Source organism: Mesorhizobium tamadayense (genome assembly GCF_003863365.1).
GTDB classification, from domain to species: domain Bacteria; phylum Pseudomonadota; class Alphaproteobacteria; order Rhizobiales; family Rhizobiaceae; genus Mesorhizobium; species Mesorhizobium tamadayense.
In genome coordinates this window covers 73903-89806 of sequence record NZ_RQXT01000028.1, presented here as the reverse complement: position 1 = coordinate 89806, position 15904 = coordinate 73903, and the positions used below count along the sequence as shown (strand labels likewise).

At 66.3% G+C, this 15904-nt stretch carries 15 protein-coding genes and 2 pseudogenes; 14 read left to right on the top strand and 3 right to left on the bottom strand.

Going from position 1 to position 15904, the window contains the following annotated elements:
• Positions 1-71 precede the first annotated feature (71 nt).
• Both EH240_RS21580 and EH240_RS39685 read right to left on the bottom strand, forming a co-directional pair.
• Positions 72-802 (bottom strand): annotated as a pseudogene (locus EH240_RS21580) (aldo/keto reductase).
• 115 nt (positions 803-917) lie between these two features.
• Positions 918-1082 (bottom strand): aldo/keto reductase, encoded by a 165-nt coding sequence (locus EH240_RS39685; protein ID WP_281035146.1) that lies wholly within the window; start codon positions 1080-1082, stop codon positions 918-920.
• 106 nt (positions 1083-1188) lie between these two features.
• Between EH240_RS39685 and EH240_RS21575 the strand changes: the two are divergent.
• The 5 genes and pseudogenes from EH240_RS21575 to EH240_RS21555 all read left to right on the top strand — a co-directional run bounded on the left by EH240_RS21575 (position 1189) and on the right by EH240_RS21555 (position 6174).
• Positions 1189-2080 (top strand): annotated as a pseudogene (locus tag EH240_RS21575) (LysR family transcriptional regulator).
• Between the two features lie 60 nt (positions 2081-2140).
• The gene (locus tag EH240_RS21570; protein WP_125002380.1) at positions 2141-2713 is read left to right on the top strand and encodes a cytochrome b; all 573 of its coding nucleotides are present in this window, start codon (positions 2141-2143) and stop codon (positions 2711-2713) included.
• 70 nt (positions 2714-2783) lie between these two features.
• Positions 2784-3359 carry a YceI family protein gene (locus tag EH240_RS21565; protein WP_125002378.1) on the top strand — a complete coding sequence of 192 codons (576 nt, stop codon included), beginning with the start codon at positions 2784-2786 and terminating at the stop codon, positions 3357-3359.
• 137 nt (positions 3360-3496) lie between these two features.
• Positions 3497-4483 (top strand): Gfo/Idh/MocA family protein, encoded by a 987-nt coding sequence (locus EH240_RS21560; RefSeq protein WP_125002376.1) that lies wholly within the window; start codon positions 3497-3499, stop codon positions 4481-4483.
• Positions 4484-4518: 35 nt separating this feature from the next.
• Positions 4519-6174 (top strand): FAD-binding dehydrogenase, encoded by a 1656-nt coding sequence (locus EH240_RS21555; RefSeq protein WP_125002374.1) that lies wholly within the window; start codon positions 4519-4521, stop codon positions 6172-6174.
• A gap of 33 nt (positions 6175-6207) precedes the next feature.
• Here the strand turns inward: EH240_RS21555 and EH240_RS21550 are convergent, their stop codons facing one another.
• Positions 6208-6573: a VOC family protein gene (locus EH240_RS21550; RefSeq protein WP_125002372.1), complete on the bottom strand. Its 366-nt coding sequence runs from the start codon at positions 6571-6573 to the stop codon at positions 6208-6210.
• 148 nt (positions 6574-6721) lie between these two features.
• Between EH240_RS21550 and EH240_RS21545 the strand changes: the two genes are divergently transcribed.
• The 9 genes from EH240_RS21545 to EH240_RS21505 all read left to right on the top strand — a co-directional run bounded on the left by EH240_RS21545 (position 6722) and on the right by EH240_RS21505 (position 15845).
• Positions 6722-7042, top strand: coding sequence for a hypothetical protein (locus EH240_RS21545; RefSeq protein WP_245436253.1), 321 nt, complete (start codon positions 6722-6724; stop codon positions 7040-7042).
• A gap of 48 nt (positions 7043-7090) precedes the next feature.
• Positions 7091-7975 carry a sigma-70 family RNA polymerase sigma factor gene (locus tag EH240_RS21540; protein ID WP_125002370.1) on the top strand — a complete coding sequence of 295 codons (885 nt, stop codon included), beginning with the start codon at positions 7091-7093 and terminating at the stop codon, positions 7973-7975.
• A gap of 393 nt (positions 7976-8368) precedes the next feature.
• Entirely contained in the window at positions 8369-8674 is a 306-nt protein-coding gene (locus EH240_RS21535) for a helix-turn-helix domain-containing protein (protein WP_125002369.1), read from the top strand.
• Positions 8671-10689, top strand: coding sequence for a hydrogenase 4 subunit B (hyfB, locus tag EH240_RS21530; RefSeq protein WP_125002367.1), 2019 nt, complete (start codon positions 8671-8673; stop codon positions 10687-10689). Before EH240_RS21535 ends, hyfB begins: the two co-directional genes overlap by 4 nt.
• A complete protein-coding gene (locus tag EH240_RS21525; protein WP_125002365.1) occupies positions 10680-11636 on the top strand; it encodes a respiratory chain complex I subunit 1 family protein in 957 nt (318 codons plus the stop codon). The genes hyfB and EH240_RS21525 overlap by 10 nt, the downstream gene beginning before the upstream one ends.
• The gene (locus tag EH240_RS21520; protein WP_059186827.1) at positions 11636-12298 is read left to right on the top strand and encodes a hypothetical protein; all 663 of its coding nucleotides are present in this window, start codon (positions 11636-11638) and stop codon (positions 12296-12298) included. The genes EH240_RS21525 and EH240_RS21520 overlap by 1 nt, the downstream gene beginning before the upstream one ends.
• Positions 12295-13746, top strand: coding sequence for a hydrogenase 4 subunit F (locus EH240_RS21515; RefSeq protein ID WP_125002363.1), 1452 nt, complete (start codon positions 12295-12297; stop codon positions 13744-13746). The genes EH240_RS21520 and EH240_RS21515 overlap by 4 nt, the downstream gene beginning before the upstream one ends.
• 5 nt (positions 13747-13751) lie before the next feature.
• Positions 13752-15290, top strand: coding sequence for a hydrogenase large subunit (locus tag EH240_RS21510; protein ID WP_125002361.1), 1539 nt, complete (start codon positions 13752-13754; stop codon positions 15288-15290).
• Positions 15291-15311: 21 nt separating this feature from the next.
• A complete protein-coding gene (locus EH240_RS21505; protein ID WP_125002359.1) occupies positions 15312-15845 on the top strand; it encodes an NADH-quinone oxidoreductase subunit B family protein in 534 nt (177 codons plus the stop codon).
• Positions 15846-15904: the final 59 nt, after the last annotated feature.

Here is a 15904-nt window from a genome sequence, read left to right as displayed (position 1 = left end):
TCCGGCAGGACAGAGGGGGGTGCCTCGCGCCTACCTCTCAATAGAAGGGGCGCCGAAGCGCCCCTTAAGACTCACCCTTTCACCAACGCCAGCAGCTCCTCGGTGTAACGCTCGCCGACCACCTTGTCGGGTGACAGCGCGTCGCCGATCGCGGCGACCTCGGCGGCGCTCAGATCGATCCCGGCCGCCGCAGTGTTCTGCTCCAGGTGGCGGATCTTTCGCGCGCCGGGGATCGGTACGATGAAATCGCCCTGGTGCAGCACCCAGGCGAGCGCCAGCTGCGCCGATGTCACGCCTTTTCCGCCGCCATCTTCTCCAACACGGCGATGACGGCGTTGTTGGCTTCCATGGCTTCGGCCTGGAAGCGCGGCAGGCCCAGGCGCCAGTCGCCGGCGCCGAGCGCGTCGGGCTTGCTGATCGCGCCGGGCTTGCTGATCGCGCCGGTCAGCAGGCCACGGCCGAGCGGGCTGTAAGGCACGAAGCCGATGCCGAGTTCACGGCAGACCGCGAACACCTCGTCCTCGGGATCGCGGCTCCACAGCGAATATTCGCTCTGCACGGCGGCGATCGGGTGCACGGCATGCGCCCGGCGGATGGTCGCGGCACTTGCCTCCGAGAGGCCGAGCGCACGCACCTTGCCCTCACGCACCAGTTCGGCCATGGCGCCGACGGTGTCCTCGATCGGCACGTTCGGGTCGACGCGATGCTGGTAGTAGAGGTCGATGACGTCTGTGTTCAAGCGCTTCAGCGAGGCTTCCGCCATCGCCTTGACGTGCTCGGGGCGGCTGTCGACGCCGGCCATGCGGTCGGTGCCCGTGCCTTCTTCCAGGATCTTGAAGCCGAATTTGGTGGATGGTCACATGATCGCGCACCGGCTTCAGCGCCTTGCCGAGCAGGATCTCGTTCTCATAGGGGCCCTAGACTTCGGCCGTGTCGAAGAAATTGACGCCGATCTCGACGGCGCGGCGCAGCGTGGCGATCGCCTCGGCTTCCGGCTGGCCGCCATAGCCGAAGCTCATGCCCATGCAGCCGAGGCCGACGGGGAAGACTTCGAGTTCAGTTCCTAGCTTGCGGGTTTGCATCACGCGTCTCGTTGTTGCGATCTGTTGCGATGAGAAGGAGATAGCGCCTTGCATCACGTTCGATAGTCATGTCTCTTTTGCACGGCTTGTTCTAGAAAATAGATCAATGAATCGGACGAACCTTTCGCAGCTTGCGGTGCTTGCCACCGTCGCCCAATGCGCCAGCTTCCGCGGCGCCGCGCGCGAGCTCGGCATCGCCCCTTCGGCGGTCAGCCACGCGGTCTCCAGCCTGGAGGCGCGCCTCGGCGTGCGGCTGCTCGCGCGCAGCACGCGCAGCGTCGCGCCGACCGAGGAGGGCGCGCAGCTCCTGGAGCGATTGCGGCCGGCATTGTCGGAGATCGATCTGGCGCTGGAAACGGCGGTCGAGGCGCGCGACCGCCCGGCCGGCAATCTCCGGCTCAGCGTGCCGCGCACCGCCGCGCATCTGGTGCTGACGCCGCGGCTCGGTGCCTTTGCCGCCGCCTATCCCGACATCGTGCTTGAGATCGTTATCGAGGACCGGTTCACCGACGTGGTCGAAGGCGGCTTCGATGCAGGCGTCAGGCTCGGCGAAAGCCTGCAGCGCGACATGATCGCGGTGCGCATCGGGCCGAAGATTCGCGGCGCAGTGGTCGGGGGCGCCATCCTATTTCGAAACCATGCCCCGGCCGCGTCATCCGCGCGAGCTTGCCGGCCACCGCTGCATCCGCTTCCGCTTCTCCAGCGGCATTCTCTACCGCTGGGAATTCGAGAAGGACGGCGAGGAGATCGAGATGGCGGTCGAGGGACCGCTGATCCTCGACGAGGACCATCTGATCGCCCAAGCGGCGGTCGACGGCGCCGGACTCGCTTTCGTCTTCGAGGACTATGTGCGCGCGCCGCGCGCCGACGGCCGGCTGATCCGCGTGCTGGAGGACTGGTGCCCTTCCTTCGACGGCTTCTTCGTCTACTATCCAAGCCGTCGCCAGATCCGTCCGGCGCTCAGGGCTTTCGTCGATTTCTTCAGGGTGGGAGCGTAGGCTAGCCTCCTCCTTGTGGGAGGGGTGGAAGAAACCCGGACCCGCCAGCGTTCGCCTCCCATGCAGTCGTCCATCACCAACACCGCGAAACGCTATGGCTGGGCGATGATCGTCCTCCACTGGCTGATCGGGGCGATCTTCATCGGCCAGTTCGTGCTCGGCTTCGTCATGATGCGGATAGAGAGCCAGCGCACCGCCTTCGAGCTGATCCAGCTGCACAAATCCCTCGGCTTCCTGCTGCTTGGGCTAATCATCCTGCGCGTCGCCTGGCGGCTCGGCAATCAGGCGCCGGCACTGCCGCCTTCGGTCGGAGCCCTGGAGCGGCGGACGGCGCCGCTCGCGCATTTCGCGCTCTACGCCTTCCAGGTCGCGTTGCCGCTCTCCGGCTGGGCGCTGGTCTCGGTCTCGACGCTGGAGATCCCGACGATGCCGTTCAACCTTTTCGTCATGCCCGACCTGCCGCTTGCCGAGTCGGACGCTGCCGAAAGCTTCTGGACCGCGGCGCACTGGTATCTTGCCTATGCAGGCATCGCGCTTGTCGTCCTGCACATCGCGGCAGCGCTGCGCCATCATTTCTGGCTGCGCGACAGCGTGCTCATGCGCATGATCACGCCTTCGTCAGACCAGGAATAGGCCGGGCCGTTCATTCGTTCATCGCTGCGAGGACGCAAAAGCGATGCCTCCAAGAAAAAGGAAGAACCCTATGAATGCACGCATCTTCGGCCTGGCGGCGATTGCCGCTTGCCTCGCCGTGCCGGTATACGCGGCAGTGGCGCTGAGCGCCGCCGCCGGCAGCTACACGATCAGCCCGGCAGCATCCAGCATCCGCTTCACCATCGGCAAGGCCGGCGGCGGCGGCTTCGACGGCGCCTTCGCCCGCTTCAAGGGCACGATCCGCATCGACAACAGCGATGTCGGCCGCTCGAAGGTCAACCTCACCATCTATCCCGAGAGCGTCGGCACCGGTCAGGGCCGCATCGATGCCTTCCTGCGCTCCGACGCGGTGTTCGACACCGCCAACAACCCGGAAATCCAGTTCCGTTCGACCAGCGTGACCCGCACCGGCGACACGACGGCCCTGGTCACCGGCCGGCTGACGGCGCGCGGCAAGACGTTCCCGGAAAAGTTCACCGCCGAGCTCGACGGACTGAAGTCCGGCACGATCAAGTTCCATGTCACGGGCAAGGTGCTCAGGTCGCGCTACGGCATGGATGTCGGCACGCCGCTCTATTCCAACGTCGTCGATTTCGACATGACGCTGACGGGCAAGAGGGGCTGACCTTCCTCGCCCCCGCAAAGCGGGGCAGAGGTGGCCTCTCCCCACTTGGTGGGGCGAGGAAAGGAGGTACTTGCATTGGCTTTTCCGCCGATTTCGGGCAAACCTCGTTGCCTGTAAAATCGACATGGAGAAGCGCGATGTTCCGATGGGGTGTTCTGTCGACGGCCAAGATCGGCCGCGAGCAGCTTTTGCCGGCGATCGTGGATTCGGAAAACGGCGTGCTGTCGGCGATCGCCAGCCGCGACCTGTCGAAGGCGCGGGCGCTGGCCGACCGCTTCGGCGCTCGCCATGCCTTCGGCTCCTATGAGGACCTGCTCGCCTCGAAGGAGATCGACGGCGTCTATATCCCGCTGCCGACCTCGCAGCATGTCGAATGGGCGGCGAAGGCGATCGAGGCCGGCAAGCATGTGCTGGTCGAGAAGCCGCTGGCGCTCGACGCCAAGGACATCCCGCCGCTGATCAAGCTACGCGACCAGAAGAAGGTGCTGGTCTGCGAAGCCTTCATGGTCGTCTACCATCCGCAATGGATCAAGGTGCGCGACCTCATCGCCGGCGGCGCCATCGGCCGGCTGCGCCACGTGCAGGGCGCGTTCTCCTATTACAATGTCGATCCGAAGAACATGCGCAACCAGCTCGACCTCGGCGGCGGCGCGCTGCCCGACATCGGCGTCTATCCGACGGTGTCGACGCGGTTCTCGACCGGCAAGGAACCGCTCCGGGTGCAGGCGACGATCGAGCGCGACAAGACCTTCGGCACTGACATCTATTCCTCCATCCGCGCCGATTTCGGCGACTTCGAGCTTTCCTTCTACCTCTCGACGCAGATGGCGGCGCGACAGGTGATGGTGTTCCACGGCGAGAAGGGATTCATCGAGGTCTTTGCCCCATTCAATGCAGGGCTCTACGACCACCACCGCGTCGAGCTGCACAACCAGAACCACACCGAGGCGCAGGTGTTCCGCTTCCCGGGCACGCAGCAATACCGCCTCGAATGCGAGGCCTTCGTGCGCGCCGCCCAGGGCGGCAAGGACCGCGTCTTCACGCTGGAAGAGTCGGTGCTCAACCAGAAGGTCATCGACGCCACCTTCCGGGCCGGCAACAAGGACGGCTGGGAACCAGTCTGACACGTCGCCAAACGGCTGCTTGGGGGGAGAAAAACATGGCTGACGCGGACGTCATCATCGTCGGCGCCGGGCTCGCCGGGCTCGTCGCCGCGGTCGAGCTGGCGGAGGCCGGCAGAAAGATCATCGTCGTCGACCAGGAGCCGGAGCAGTCGCTGGGCGGCCAGGCCTTCTGGTCGTTCGGCGGGCTCTTCCTGGTCGATTCGCCCGAGCAGCGGCGCATGCGCATCCGCGATTCCTACGACCTCGCGATCGAGGACTGGATGGGCACCGCCGCCTTCGACCGCCCGGAGGATTTCTGGCCGCGCAAATGGGCGGAGGCCTATGTCGGCTTCGCCGCCGGCGAGAAGCGCTCCTGGCTGATCGAGAGGGGCTTGAAATTCTTCCCCGTGGTCGGCTGGGCCGAACGCGGCGGCGGCAATGCCTCCGGCCACGGCAATTCGGTGCCGCGCTTCCACATCACCTGGGGCACCGGGCCCGGCGTGCTCGAGCCGTTCGTCCTGCGCGTGCGCGAGTCAGAGAAGCGTGGCTTGATCAGCTTCAGATTCCGCCACCGGGTCAACGAGATCGTCCGCACAGGCAAGACCGTGACCGGCGTGCGCGGCGATGTACTCGAGCCGAGCAGTATCGAGCGCGGGCATAAAAGCTCGCGTGACGTGGCCGGCGATTTCGAGCTTAGCGCCCAAGCGGTGATCGTCGCTTCCGGCGGCATCGGCGGCAATCACGAACTGGTGCGCCAGAATTGGCCCGAGCGCCTGGGCGCGCCGCCGAAGCGGATGATCACCGGCGTGCCGGACCATGTCGACGGCCGCATGCTGGCGATCACGGAAGCGGCAGGCGGCAGGATCATCAACCGCGACCGCATGTGGCACTATGTCGAGGGGATAAAAAACTGGGCGCCGATCTGGACGGATCACGCGATCCGCATCCTGCCCGGTCCGTCGTCGCTTTGGCTCGACGCCCGTGGCCGGCGCCTGCCGGTGCCGCTCTATCCCGGCTTCGACACGCTTGCCACGCTCGGCCACATCATGGGCACGGGCTTCGACTATTCCTGGTTCATCCTGACCAGGAAGATCATCCAGAAGGAGTTCGCGCTGTCGGGCTCCGAGCAAAACCCTGATCTCACCGGCAAGAGTTGGCGGCAGGTGCTGGGCCGCGCCACGTCGGGCATTCCCGGCCCGGTGAAGGCTTTCATGGAAAAGGGCGAGGATTTTATCGTCGAGGCCGAGCTGCCAAAGCTGGTGGCGCGCATGAACGCGCTGGCCGGCGGGGAGCCGCTGCTGGACGTCGCGCAAGTCGAGCGCGAGATCCGAGCCCGCGACATGCAGCTCGACAACCCGTTCTCCAAGGATGCACAAATCACCGCGCTGCGCGGCGCCCGCGCCTATCTCGGCGACAGGCTGATCCGCACCGCCAAGCCGCACAAGATGCTCGATCCGGCCAATGGCCCGCTGATCGCGGTTCGCCTCAATATCCTGACCCGCAAGACGCTTGGCGGCCTGCAGACCGATCTCGACAGCCGCGTGCTCGATGCCGCAGGCCAGCCGGTGCCGGGGCTTTACGCCGTCGGTGAAGCCGCCGGCTTTGGTGGCGGCGGCGTGCATGGCTATGCGGCGCTCGAAGGCACCTTCCTCGGCGGCTGCATTTTTTCGGGACGCGGCGCAGGAAGGGCGGCGGCGAAGGCGGTCGCCTGACCGCATAGGTCGGCGACCGCGAAGCGATGCCGACTACCGGCTGGCCAGCACCATGCGATTGCCTTCACTGTCGCGGAACTCGGCGACGGTTCGGCCCGGCTGCCACGGCGCCTCCTGCGGTTCGGTCACGATCTCGACGCCCTTGGCCTTGAACGATGCTACCCTTGCCTCGACATCATCGTCGACCAGGACGAGCACCGGCTCCGCGCTCGGTGCTGCATCGGCGCGCTTGATGAAATGCAGGTTGGTGACCGCGTAGGGGAACGCTAGCTCTACCCAGCGCCAGCCACCATCCCCCATCGACTGGTCGGCTATGACGTGGCACGCGAGGTTGTCTGTGTAGAACGCCTTGGCGCGGTCCTGGTCGAACACCGGAAGTTCGGCAAACTGGATATGCATGATGTCTCTCCTCATCGTGGAGGCCGCGGGTGCGGCCTCCACGCGTGTAAGACGATGTCGGCCGACAAAAAGATTCGCGAGCCGGTGAGAATCCTTTCGGCCGCACGAAACGTCTTCCTCACGCAGACCCACCAACCAGGAGACGACCATGACCTACAATCTCATCCGCTACGGCGTGAAGGACGCCAGCATCGCCGAGAACCGGGCGCTGGTGGCAAAGGTGTTCGAGGCGCTGGATCAAACCAAGCCGCAATCCGTGCGCTATCTGGTGCTCGAGCTGGAGGACGGCGAATTCGTCCATCTGGTCGGCTACGACAAGGACAGCTCGGCGCTGACCGGGCTCGAGGCATTCAAGGCCTTCGGCGCCGATCACGCCGAGCGGCGCTCGACACCGCTCGTCAGATCGTCAGCGAGGATCATCGGCAACTATCATATGCTGGCTAACGCCGACGAGGCCGTGCCAGCTTGACCGAACGTGGTATGGCTAACCGAGCCGGCGATTAAGAGAACGAGGGCGATGAGCACAGCGACATTCGACCGCGCGGCACTCGAAGCCATGCTCGTCGACCTACGGCCGAAACTGCACCGCTATGCCGCACGCATGGCCGGCTCGGCCATCGAGGGCGAGGACATCGTGCAGGAGGCGGCGGTGAAGGCGCTTGCCGCGCATGACGGCGGCGCCGCTGTCGAGCGTCCCGAGCAGTGGCTGTTCCGGATCGCCCACAATGCGGCTCAGGATCATCTGCGCCGCCGCCAGCGGGAGCGCTCCCGCATGACCGAGGCCGACATGACCGGAATAGAGGATCTCTCCGCCAGTGCGGAGGCGCGGCTCGCGGCTGCGACGAGCCTGCGCAGCTTCATGCAGCTCACGCTGGCGCAGCGCAGCGCGGTTATCCTGGTCGATGTGCTCGGCCTCAGCCTGTTTGAGACCTGCGAGGTGACGGGCGCCACTCTTGCCGCCACCAAGGCGGCGCTGCATCGCGGCCGGGCGGAGTTGAAGGCGCTGGCGGCGATGCCGGATGAAGCGCCCGTGCCGAAGCTCGATCCGCAAGAGGAGCGCCGGCTGCGCCGCTACATCGACCTGTTCAACGCGCGCGACTTCGATGGGGTCAGGGCGCTGATCGCCGAAGACATTGAGCTCGAGGTCGTGAACCGGACCCGCCTCAGCGGCAAGAAGGAAGCCTCGACCTATTTCGGCAATTACGACCGCGTCAGCGATTGGGCGCTGTCGCTCGGCTTCATCGATGGCCGGCCGGCGATCCTGATACGCAACCCGCAGGCGGACAATGCGGTGCGCGGCTTCGTGCTGATCGACTGGCGCGGCGATGAGGTCGCGGGGATCCGCGATTTCCGTTACGCGCCCTACTGTGTCACAGAGGCGGAAATCCTGTTTGCCGATTGAACGCAGAACCCCTATCCGCGGCCGGGGAAGTGCTGGTCTGGCTCGACCGGTGGCTGGCGGCAGGAACGCGATTCTGAGCCGCTCCCAAACTCACCAGCGATCCACGAGAAGAACGGCCTTTTGGTCAGCTCGCGACGGCGCCCGATCAACGGTGCTAACGTCTTAAGATTCGGCTTCGGCGAGAGCCTCGGTAGACAAACCCGTGTCGGGACGCTCCCCACTCCTGGCTTCCACACAGAGAGCTTGCTCGTTCCTGCTGCAAGGAACTCCGCCCATCGGGGCGCATTGCCACCAACATAGATGTTTGAAACATCAGTAATTGACGCTGGAACACTCTTATGTATGCTGGAGAGCGTAGACATCATATCTCAGAACTGATCCAGAGGGTCGCCGGTGATAACCGCACCGCAATTGCGCGCCGCCAGGTCGCTGCTCGGCATCGACCAGCGCCGGCTTGCCGAACTGTCCGGCCTTTCGGTGCCGACGATCCAGCGCATGGAAGCCAGCGGGTCGATCATCCGGGGCAATGTCGATTCGCTGATGAAACTGATCGCCGCGCTTGAGATGGCCGGCATCGAATTGATCGGGGAAGGTGCGGTCAGCCAGGGCGGCGGACGCGGGGTGCGGCTGAAGACCGGCTTCGATCCGACCAGGACATCCGATGGCGGCGATGCCGAGCCCGGCGGGAGCCCGCCGTGATTTCGATCGTTGCTTTTCTGTTGTGCGGCCCTGCCGCGCTTCTGGGAACAGCCATCCTGGCCGCAGCGGTGAGCCGGCGCGCCTCGGCGACGAGCCTGGTTTATGGGGCGGCGCTCGCCATTTCGGTCGCCGTGCTCGCGATCGTCGCGGGCCATCTCGCGGGCAATCCCGGCGAGGTGTCCGCCATCACCTTGCCGCTCGGGCTGCCGTGGACAGGCGCCCGGTTCCGTCTCGACGGCCTGTCGGCCTTCTTCCTCGTCGTCGTCAACCTGGGCGGCGCCGTCACCAGCCTCTATGGCCTGGGTTATGGCCGGCACGAATCCCAACCGCATCGGGTGCTGCCGTTCTATCCGGCCTTTCTCGCCGGCATGAACCTCGTCGTGCTGGCTAACGACGCCTTCAGCTTCCTGTTGTCGTGGGAATTCATGTCGCTCGCCTCGTGGGCACTGGTCATGGCGCACCATCGCGACGAGGCCAACAGGCGGGCCGGCTACATCTATCTGGTGATGGCGAGCTTCGGCACGCTGGCGCTGCTGCTTGCCTTCGGCCTGCTGGCCGGACCGGCGGGAACCTATGCGTTCGACGCGATGCGGACGGCGCATCCCGGCCTGCTCACCGCCGGCGCGGTGCTCGCCCTCATGCTGCTCGGCGCCGGTTCCAAGGCCGGCCTCGTGCCGCTGCACGCCTGGCTGCCGCTTGCCCATCCGGCCGCGCCCAGCCATGTCTCGGCGCTGATGAGCGGCATCATGACGAAGGTCGCCGTCTACGGCTTCATCCGCGTGGTGTTCGACCTGCTGGGCGCGCCGGCGTGGTGGTCTGGCGTCGTCGTCCTTCTCATCGGCGGCGTAACGGCGGTCCTCGGCATCCTCCATGCGCTGATGGAGAAGGACCTCAAGCGGCTGCTTGCCTACTCGACCATCGAGAACATCGGCGTCATCTTCGCCAGCCTCGGCCTGGCGCTTGCTTTCAAGGCGAACGCCATGCCGTCGGCCGCGGCGCTGGCCTTCACCGCGGCGCTCTTCCACGTGCTGAACCATTCCTTCTTCAAGAGCCTGCTGTTCTTCGGCGCCGGCGCCGTGCTGACCGCGACCGGCGAGCGCGACATGGAGAAGCTCGGCGGCCTCATCCATCGCATGCCGGTGACCAGCTTCGTCTTCCTCGTCGGCTGCGTCTCGATCGCGGCGCTGCCGCCCTTCAACGGCTTCGCTTCCGAATGGCTGGTCTTCCAGGCCATTTTGCAAAGTCCCGAGCTGCCGCAATGGGGGCTGAAGGTCATCGTGCCGGCTGTCGGCGGCATGCTGGCGCTGGCGGCGGCGTTGGCCGCGGCCTGCTTCGTGAAGGCGTTCGGCATCACCTTCCTTGGCCGGGCGCGATCGGCGGTGGTGGGACAGGCGCGTGAGGTCGACCGCCCGTCGCTGGCGGCGATGGCCGTGCTTGCCGTCTTCTGCCTGCTCGCCGGCATTTTGCCGGGCTTCGTCATCGACGGGCTCTCGCCGGTGACGCTTTCGCTCATCGGCGAGAGCATGCCGGTGCAGACGGCGCAGCCATGGCTGTCGATCGTGCCGATCGCCGAGAGCCGCAGCTCCTATAACGGCCTGCTGGTGTTCGTCTTCATCACGATCTCGGCGTCGCTGGCGGCCTTCGTCATCCACCGCTTCGCCTCGCACGCGCTGCGCCGGGGCCCGGCATGGGGATGCGGCTTCGCGGACGCAGTGCCCGCCGCGCAATACACGGCCGTCAGCTTCGCGCAGCCCATTCGCCGGGTCTTCGGCGGCTTCGCCTTCCGCGCCCGGGAGACGGTGGAGATGCCGGCGCCGGGCGCGCTCGAACCGGCACGCCTCAAGGTGGACATACACGACGTGGCCTGGGAGACGTTCTACCAACCGATCTCCGGCGCGATCGATTTCGCCACCGAACGGCTGAACCACCTGCAGTTCCTGACCATCCGCCGCTATCTGACGCTGGTCTTCCTCTATCTCGTCATCCTGCTTCTGGTGCTTGCGCTATGGCCGTGATCTTCGAGCTGGCCGTGCAGGGCGCGCAGATGCTCCTGGTGCTTTTGCTGGCGCCGCTGCTGATCGGCTTCGTGCGCAAGGTGAAGGCGAGGCTGGTCAGGCGGCAGGGACCTTCGCTGATCCAGCCCTACCGCGATCTGGCCAGGCTGATGCGCAAGGAGGTCGTGCTGGCGGACAACGCGTCCTGGCTGTTCCGCGTCACGCCCTATCTGATCTTCGCCGCCACCTGGGTCGCGGCGGCGCTGGTTCCGACATTCGCCGCCGGCCTCCAGTTCAGCTGGACCGCCGATCTCATCGTCATAGTGGCGCTGCTCGGCAGCGCGCGCTTCTTCCAGGCGCTGGCCGGAATGGACGTCGGCACCAGCTTCGGCGGCATCGGCGCCAGCCGCGAGGTGATGATCGCCTCGCTGGCCGAACCCGCGATGCTGCTCATCGTGTTCAGCCTGGCGCTGGTGGCCGGCGCCACGCAGCTTTCGACGGTCGCGGCCTTCATGGGCTCGCCCGAGGTCGGACTGCGGGTGTCGCTCGGCATGTCGCTGATCGCACTGGTGATGGTGGCGATCGCCGAGAACGCGCGCATACCGGTCGACAATCCGGCCACGCATCTGGAGCTCACCATGGTGCATGAGGCGATGATCCTGGAATATTCCGGCCGCCATCTGGCGATGATCGAGCTCGCCACCTTCCTCAAGCTGCTGCTCTACGTGTCGCTGATCTCCTGCGTCTTCCTGCCGTGGGGGCTGGCGCATGCCGGAGCGGGGCCGAAAGCGCTGGCCATCGGCGCCGCCGCCTATCTGGTCAAGCTCGCGGTGCTTGCCATCCTGCTTGCCGTGTTCGAGACGGCGGTCGCCAAGATGCGCGTCTTCCGCGTGCCGGATTTCCTCGGCGCGGCGCTGATGCTGGCGCTGCTCGGCACGCTTCTGCTGTTCGTCTCGCGGAGCCTGTGATGAACGGTCTCACCTTCGACATCGCCCATCTGCTCGCCGGCAGCCTGGTGCTGGTCTCCTTCATGATGCTCTACCAGGACCGGCTGTTCGCGCTGATAAACGTCTTTGCCCTGCATGCGGTCGTGCTTGCGCTGTCGGTGGCCTGGCAGGCCTATATCCAGGACGCGCATCATCTCTACATCACCGCGGCAATAGCGCTGGTCTTCAAGGCGATCGTCATTCCCGTCGGCCTGCACCGTATCATCCAGCGGCTCGGCATCCACCGCGACATCGAGACCGCCGTCGGCATCGGCCCGACCATGCTCGCCGGTATCGGGCTGGTGACGCTTTCCATGGTGCTGATGCTCAGGGTCACGCCCGAGGCCGACCCGCTCGCCCGCGAGGACCTCGCCTTCGCGCTGTCGATCATCCTGCTGGGGCTCCTGGTGATGGTCACAAGGCGCAACGCCGTCAGCCAGGTCGTCGGCTTCATGTCGCTGGAAAACGGCCTGGTGCTCGCCGCAACCGGCGCCAAGGGCATGCCGCTGGTCGTCGAGATCAGCGTCGCCTTCTCGATCCTGATCGCCTTCATCGTCATCGGCGTCTTCCTGTTCCGCATCCGGGAGCGCTTCGATTCGGTCGATGTCGGCGCGCTCGACGACTACCGGGGAGAGCGCCGGTGACCGCCTTCTCCTTCGATGCCGTGGCCGCCATCCTTTTCATTCCCGCGGCTGCCGCGGCCATTCTGGCGGCGCTGCCGAACTACCGCATGACGGCGGTCGTGAACGTCATAGCCAGCCTGCTGACCTTGCTCGCCGCGCTGTCGCTGCTCGTCACCGAGCGGCCGGCGCCGGGACAATATCTGATCGTCGACGACCTCAACATCGTCTTCATCGTGCTCAACACGTTCGTCGGCTTCACCACCAGCGTGTTCAGCGCCTCCTATATCGCGCATGAGCTGGAGACCGGCCGGCTGACCGCGCCGAACCTCAGATTCTACCACGCGATGTACCAGATCATGATGTTCGGCATGAACCTCGCCTTCGTGTCGAACAATATCGGCCTGATGTGGGTCGCGGTGGAGCTCGCCACGCTGACCACCGTGCTGATGGTCGGCATCTACCGCACGCATGAGGCGCTGGAGGCGGCCTGGAAGTATTTCATCCTGGGAAGCGTCGGCATCGCGCTCGCTCTCTTCGGCACCATCCTCGTCTACATGGCCGCGCAGCCGGTCGTTGGCGAAGGCACCAACGCCATGGTCTGGTCAGTGCTCATTGAAAAGGCGGCGCATTTCGACCCGGCCCTGCTCAGCGTCGCCTTCATCTTCCTGCTGCTCGGCTACGGGACCAAGGTCGGGCTCGCGCCCCTGCACGCCTGGCTGCCCGACGCGCATGCCGAGGGCCCGACGCCGATCTCGGCGGTGCTGTCGGGCCTGCTGCTCAACGTCGCGCTCTACGCCGTGTTGCGCTTCAAGCTCTTGCTTGCGGCGAGCCCCGAGGCGATCGGCCCGGGGCCGCTGATGGCCACGATGGGGCTGACCTCGCTGATCTTCGCCGCCTTCATGCTCTACCGCCGCCGCGACATCAAACGCCTGTTCGCCTATTCCTCGATCGAGCACATGGGCATCATCGTCTTCGCCTTCGGCATGGGCGGGCCGCTCGCCAACTTCGCCGGCCTGCTGCACATGGTCATGCACAGCCTGACCAAGTCGGCGATCTTCTTCGCCGTCGGCCATATCGCGCAGGTCAAGGGCACGCAGAAGATCTCCGAGATCAAAGGACTGACGGAAAGCCATCCCGGGCTTGGCTGGGCGCTCGTCATCGGCGTCGTCGCCATCGCCGGCCTGCCGCCGCTCGGCATCTTCATGAGCGAGTTCCTGGTCGTGAGCTCGACCTTCGCCAGGCATCCGCTGCTGGCGATCCCGCTGGTGTTCGGGCTCCTCATCGCCTTCGGCGCGCTGTTGCTGCGGCTGACCAGCCTCGCCTTCGGCGAGCCGCGCGGCGGCACGGCGCCGGTAGAGGCGTCCTATGCGCCGATGTACTCGCACCTCGCTTTGGTGTTTGCCGCCGGCATCTATCTGCCGGCGCCGCTGGTCGCGTGGTTCCAGCATGTCGCCGGTATCCTGGGGTGACGCGCATGAGCAGGAAAGGCACGCCCGCACTCAGCGATCTCATCGAAGCCGGCCGCCGGATCGAGCATCATGCCCCCTGGCGGCGCGCGGCGGTGACCGCGAAGGCCTGGAGCCTTGCCGTCGAACAGCTCGCCGCCGGCCGCTGGAGCCTCGCCGGCCTGTGGGGAGAGCCGGACAAGGTGCACATGGCGCTTCTCGACGAGGCGCGTGACATCGGCGTCATCAGCCTCGACTGCCGCGGCGGCCGCTACCCGTCGGTCGGCCAGCACCACCCGCCGGCGCTGCGGCTGGAACGCGCCGCCGCCGATCTCTTCGGGCTGGCGCCGCAAGGCCTTCCCGACACGCGCCGCTGGCTCGACCACGGCCAATGGGGCGTCAGCCATCCGCTGGCGGCGCGGCCGGGCGGACCGGCGGCCGCGTCCTCCTACCGGTTCCTGGCGGCGGAGGGCGATAGCCTCCACCAGATCGCGGTCGGGCCGGTGCATGCCGGCATCATCGAGCCGGGACATTTTCGCTTCACGGCAAGCGGCGAGACTGTGGTGCGGCTGGAAGAGCGTCTTGGCTATGTGCACAAGGGCATAGAAGGGTTGATGACGGGCGCGCCCATCGACCGCGCCGCAAAGCTCGCAGGCAGGACGTCGGGCGACAGCACGGTGGCCTATTCGCTGGCCTTTGCCCGTGCCGTCGAAGCCGCGCTCGGCATCGAAGTTTCGCCGCGGGCCATCTGGCTGCGGGCGCTGATGGCGGAACTCGAGCGTCTCGCCAACCACCTCGGCGATATCGGCGCCATCTGCAACGACGCCGCCTTCGCGCTGATGCACGCGCATTGCGGTGTGCTGCGCGAACGCGTGCTGCGCGCCGCCGATACAGCCTTCGGCCACCGGCTGATGCGCGACCGCATCGTGCCCGGCGGCGTTGCGAGCGATCTCGCCGAAGCGGGGACGAGCGCGATCCGATCGCTGATCGGGGAGGTCAGGCAGCGCTTTCCGCATCTGGTCGAGCTCTACGACAACACAGCGTCGCTGCAGGACCGGACGGTCGCGACCGGCCGGCTCAAGGTCGAGCTTGCCCGGCAATATGCCGCCGGCGGCTATGTCGGCCGCGCCTCCGGCCGCGATTTCGACGCGCGGCGCGATCTTGCCTACGCGCCCTATGACCAGCTCGCCTTCGATGTGCCGGTCCTCCAGGAGGGCGACGTCAACGCGCGCGTCTGGATCCGCGTGCGGGAGGTCGAGCAGAGCCTGTCGCTGGTCGAGCAGATTCTCGGGCGACTGCCGGGCGGTCCGATCCGCGACGAGGTTGCCCGGCCGGACAATGTTGCGGACGGGCCGAGCGAGGGCATGGCGCTGGTCGAGGGTTTTCGCGGCGACATCCTGGCCTGGCTGCGCGTCGGCGCGGACGGAACCATCGAGCGCTGCCACCTGCGCGATCCCTCATGGTTCCAGTGGCCGCTGCTGGAGGCCGCGATCGAAGGCAACATCGTCGCCGATTTCCCGCTCTGCAACAAATCGTTCAACTGCTCCTACTCCGGCCATGATCTCTAGGCTGGGCGAAGGCACACCGTCATGCGCAAGCTCCTCTTCGAAAGCCTGATCCGCCCGCCGCTGACGGAGCGTTCGCCACAAGTGAGCGACGCAGCGGTCGACGAGTTGGCGCGCACCCTTGACGGTGCCGCCCGCAAGAGGCTGGGCCGGAGCCTGTCGATCCGCGCTGTCGACGCCGGTTCCTGCAACGGCTGCGAGCTCGAGATGCATGCGCTCAACAACGCCTTCTACGACATCGAGCGCTTCGGCTTCCGCTTCGTCGCATCGCCCCGCCATGCCGACGTGCTGCTGGTCACCGGGCCGGTCACCAAAAACATGCGCGAGGCTTTGAAGCGGACCTGGGACGCGACGCCCAACCCGAAATGGGTGGTCGCGCTCGGCGACTGCGCCAAGGACGGCGGCTGCTTTGCCGGCAGCTATGCGGTCGTGGGCGGCGTGTCGGACGTGGTGCCCGTCGACCTGCACATTCCAGGCTGCCCGCCGCCGCCGCTCGAGATCCTCAAGGGATTGATCGCGCTGCTCGACGGAGCGAACGGGACGGTGCGGGCTGGCTGAAAGCCGCAGCCACGGTTTCGACCGGAAAATAGGCCGGCTGCCGGTCGGATATTCAAACA

Coding starts and splice junctions, on each gene's coding strand:
- EH240_RS21555 (WP_125002374.1), top strand. CDS start 4,519: ATGGCTGACGCGGACGTCATCATCGTCGGCGCCGGGCTCGCCGGGCTC.
- EH240_RS21565 (WP_125002378.1), top strand. CDS start 2,784: ATGAATGCACGCATCTTCGGCCTGGCGGCGATTGCCGCTTGCCTCGCC.
- EH240_RS21505 (WP_125002359.1), top strand. CDS start 15,312: ATGCGCAAGCTCCTCTTCGAAAGCCTGATCCGCCCGCCGCTGACGGAG.
- EH240_RS21510 (WP_125002361.1), top strand. CDS start 13,752: ATGAGCAGGAAAGGCACGCCCGCACTCAGCGATCTCATCGAAGCCGGC.
- EH240_RS21540 (WP_125002370.1), top strand. CDS start 7,091: ATGAGCACAGCGACATTCGACCGCGCGGCACTCGAAGCCATGCTCGTC.
- EH240_RS39685 (WP_281035146.1), bottom strand. CDS start 1,082: ATGCAAACCCGCAAGCTAGGAACTGAACTCGAAGTCTTCCCCGTCGGC.
- EH240_RS21560 (WP_125002376.1), top strand. CDS start 3,497: ATGTTCCGATGGGGTGTTCTGTCGACGGCCAAGATCGGCCGCGAGCAG.
- EH240_RS21545 (WP_245436253.1), top strand. CDS start 6,722: ATGACCTACAATCTCATCCGCTACGGCGTGAAGGACGCCAGCATCGCC.
- EH240_RS21520 (WP_059186827.1), top strand. CDS start 11,636: ATGAACGGTCTCACCTTCGACATCGCCCATCTGCTCGCCGGCAGCCTG.
- EH240_RS21525 (WP_125002365.1), top strand. CDS start 10,680: ATGGCCGTGATCTTCGAGCTGGCCGTGCAGGGCGCGCAGATGCTCCTG.
- EH240_RS21550 (WP_125002372.1), bottom strand. CDS start 6,573: ATGCATATCCAGTTTGCCGAACTTCCGGTGTTCGACCAGGACCGCGCC.
- EH240_RS21570 (WP_125002380.1), top strand. CDS start 2,141: ATGCAGTCGTCCATCACCAACACCGCGAAACGCTATGGCTGGGCGATG.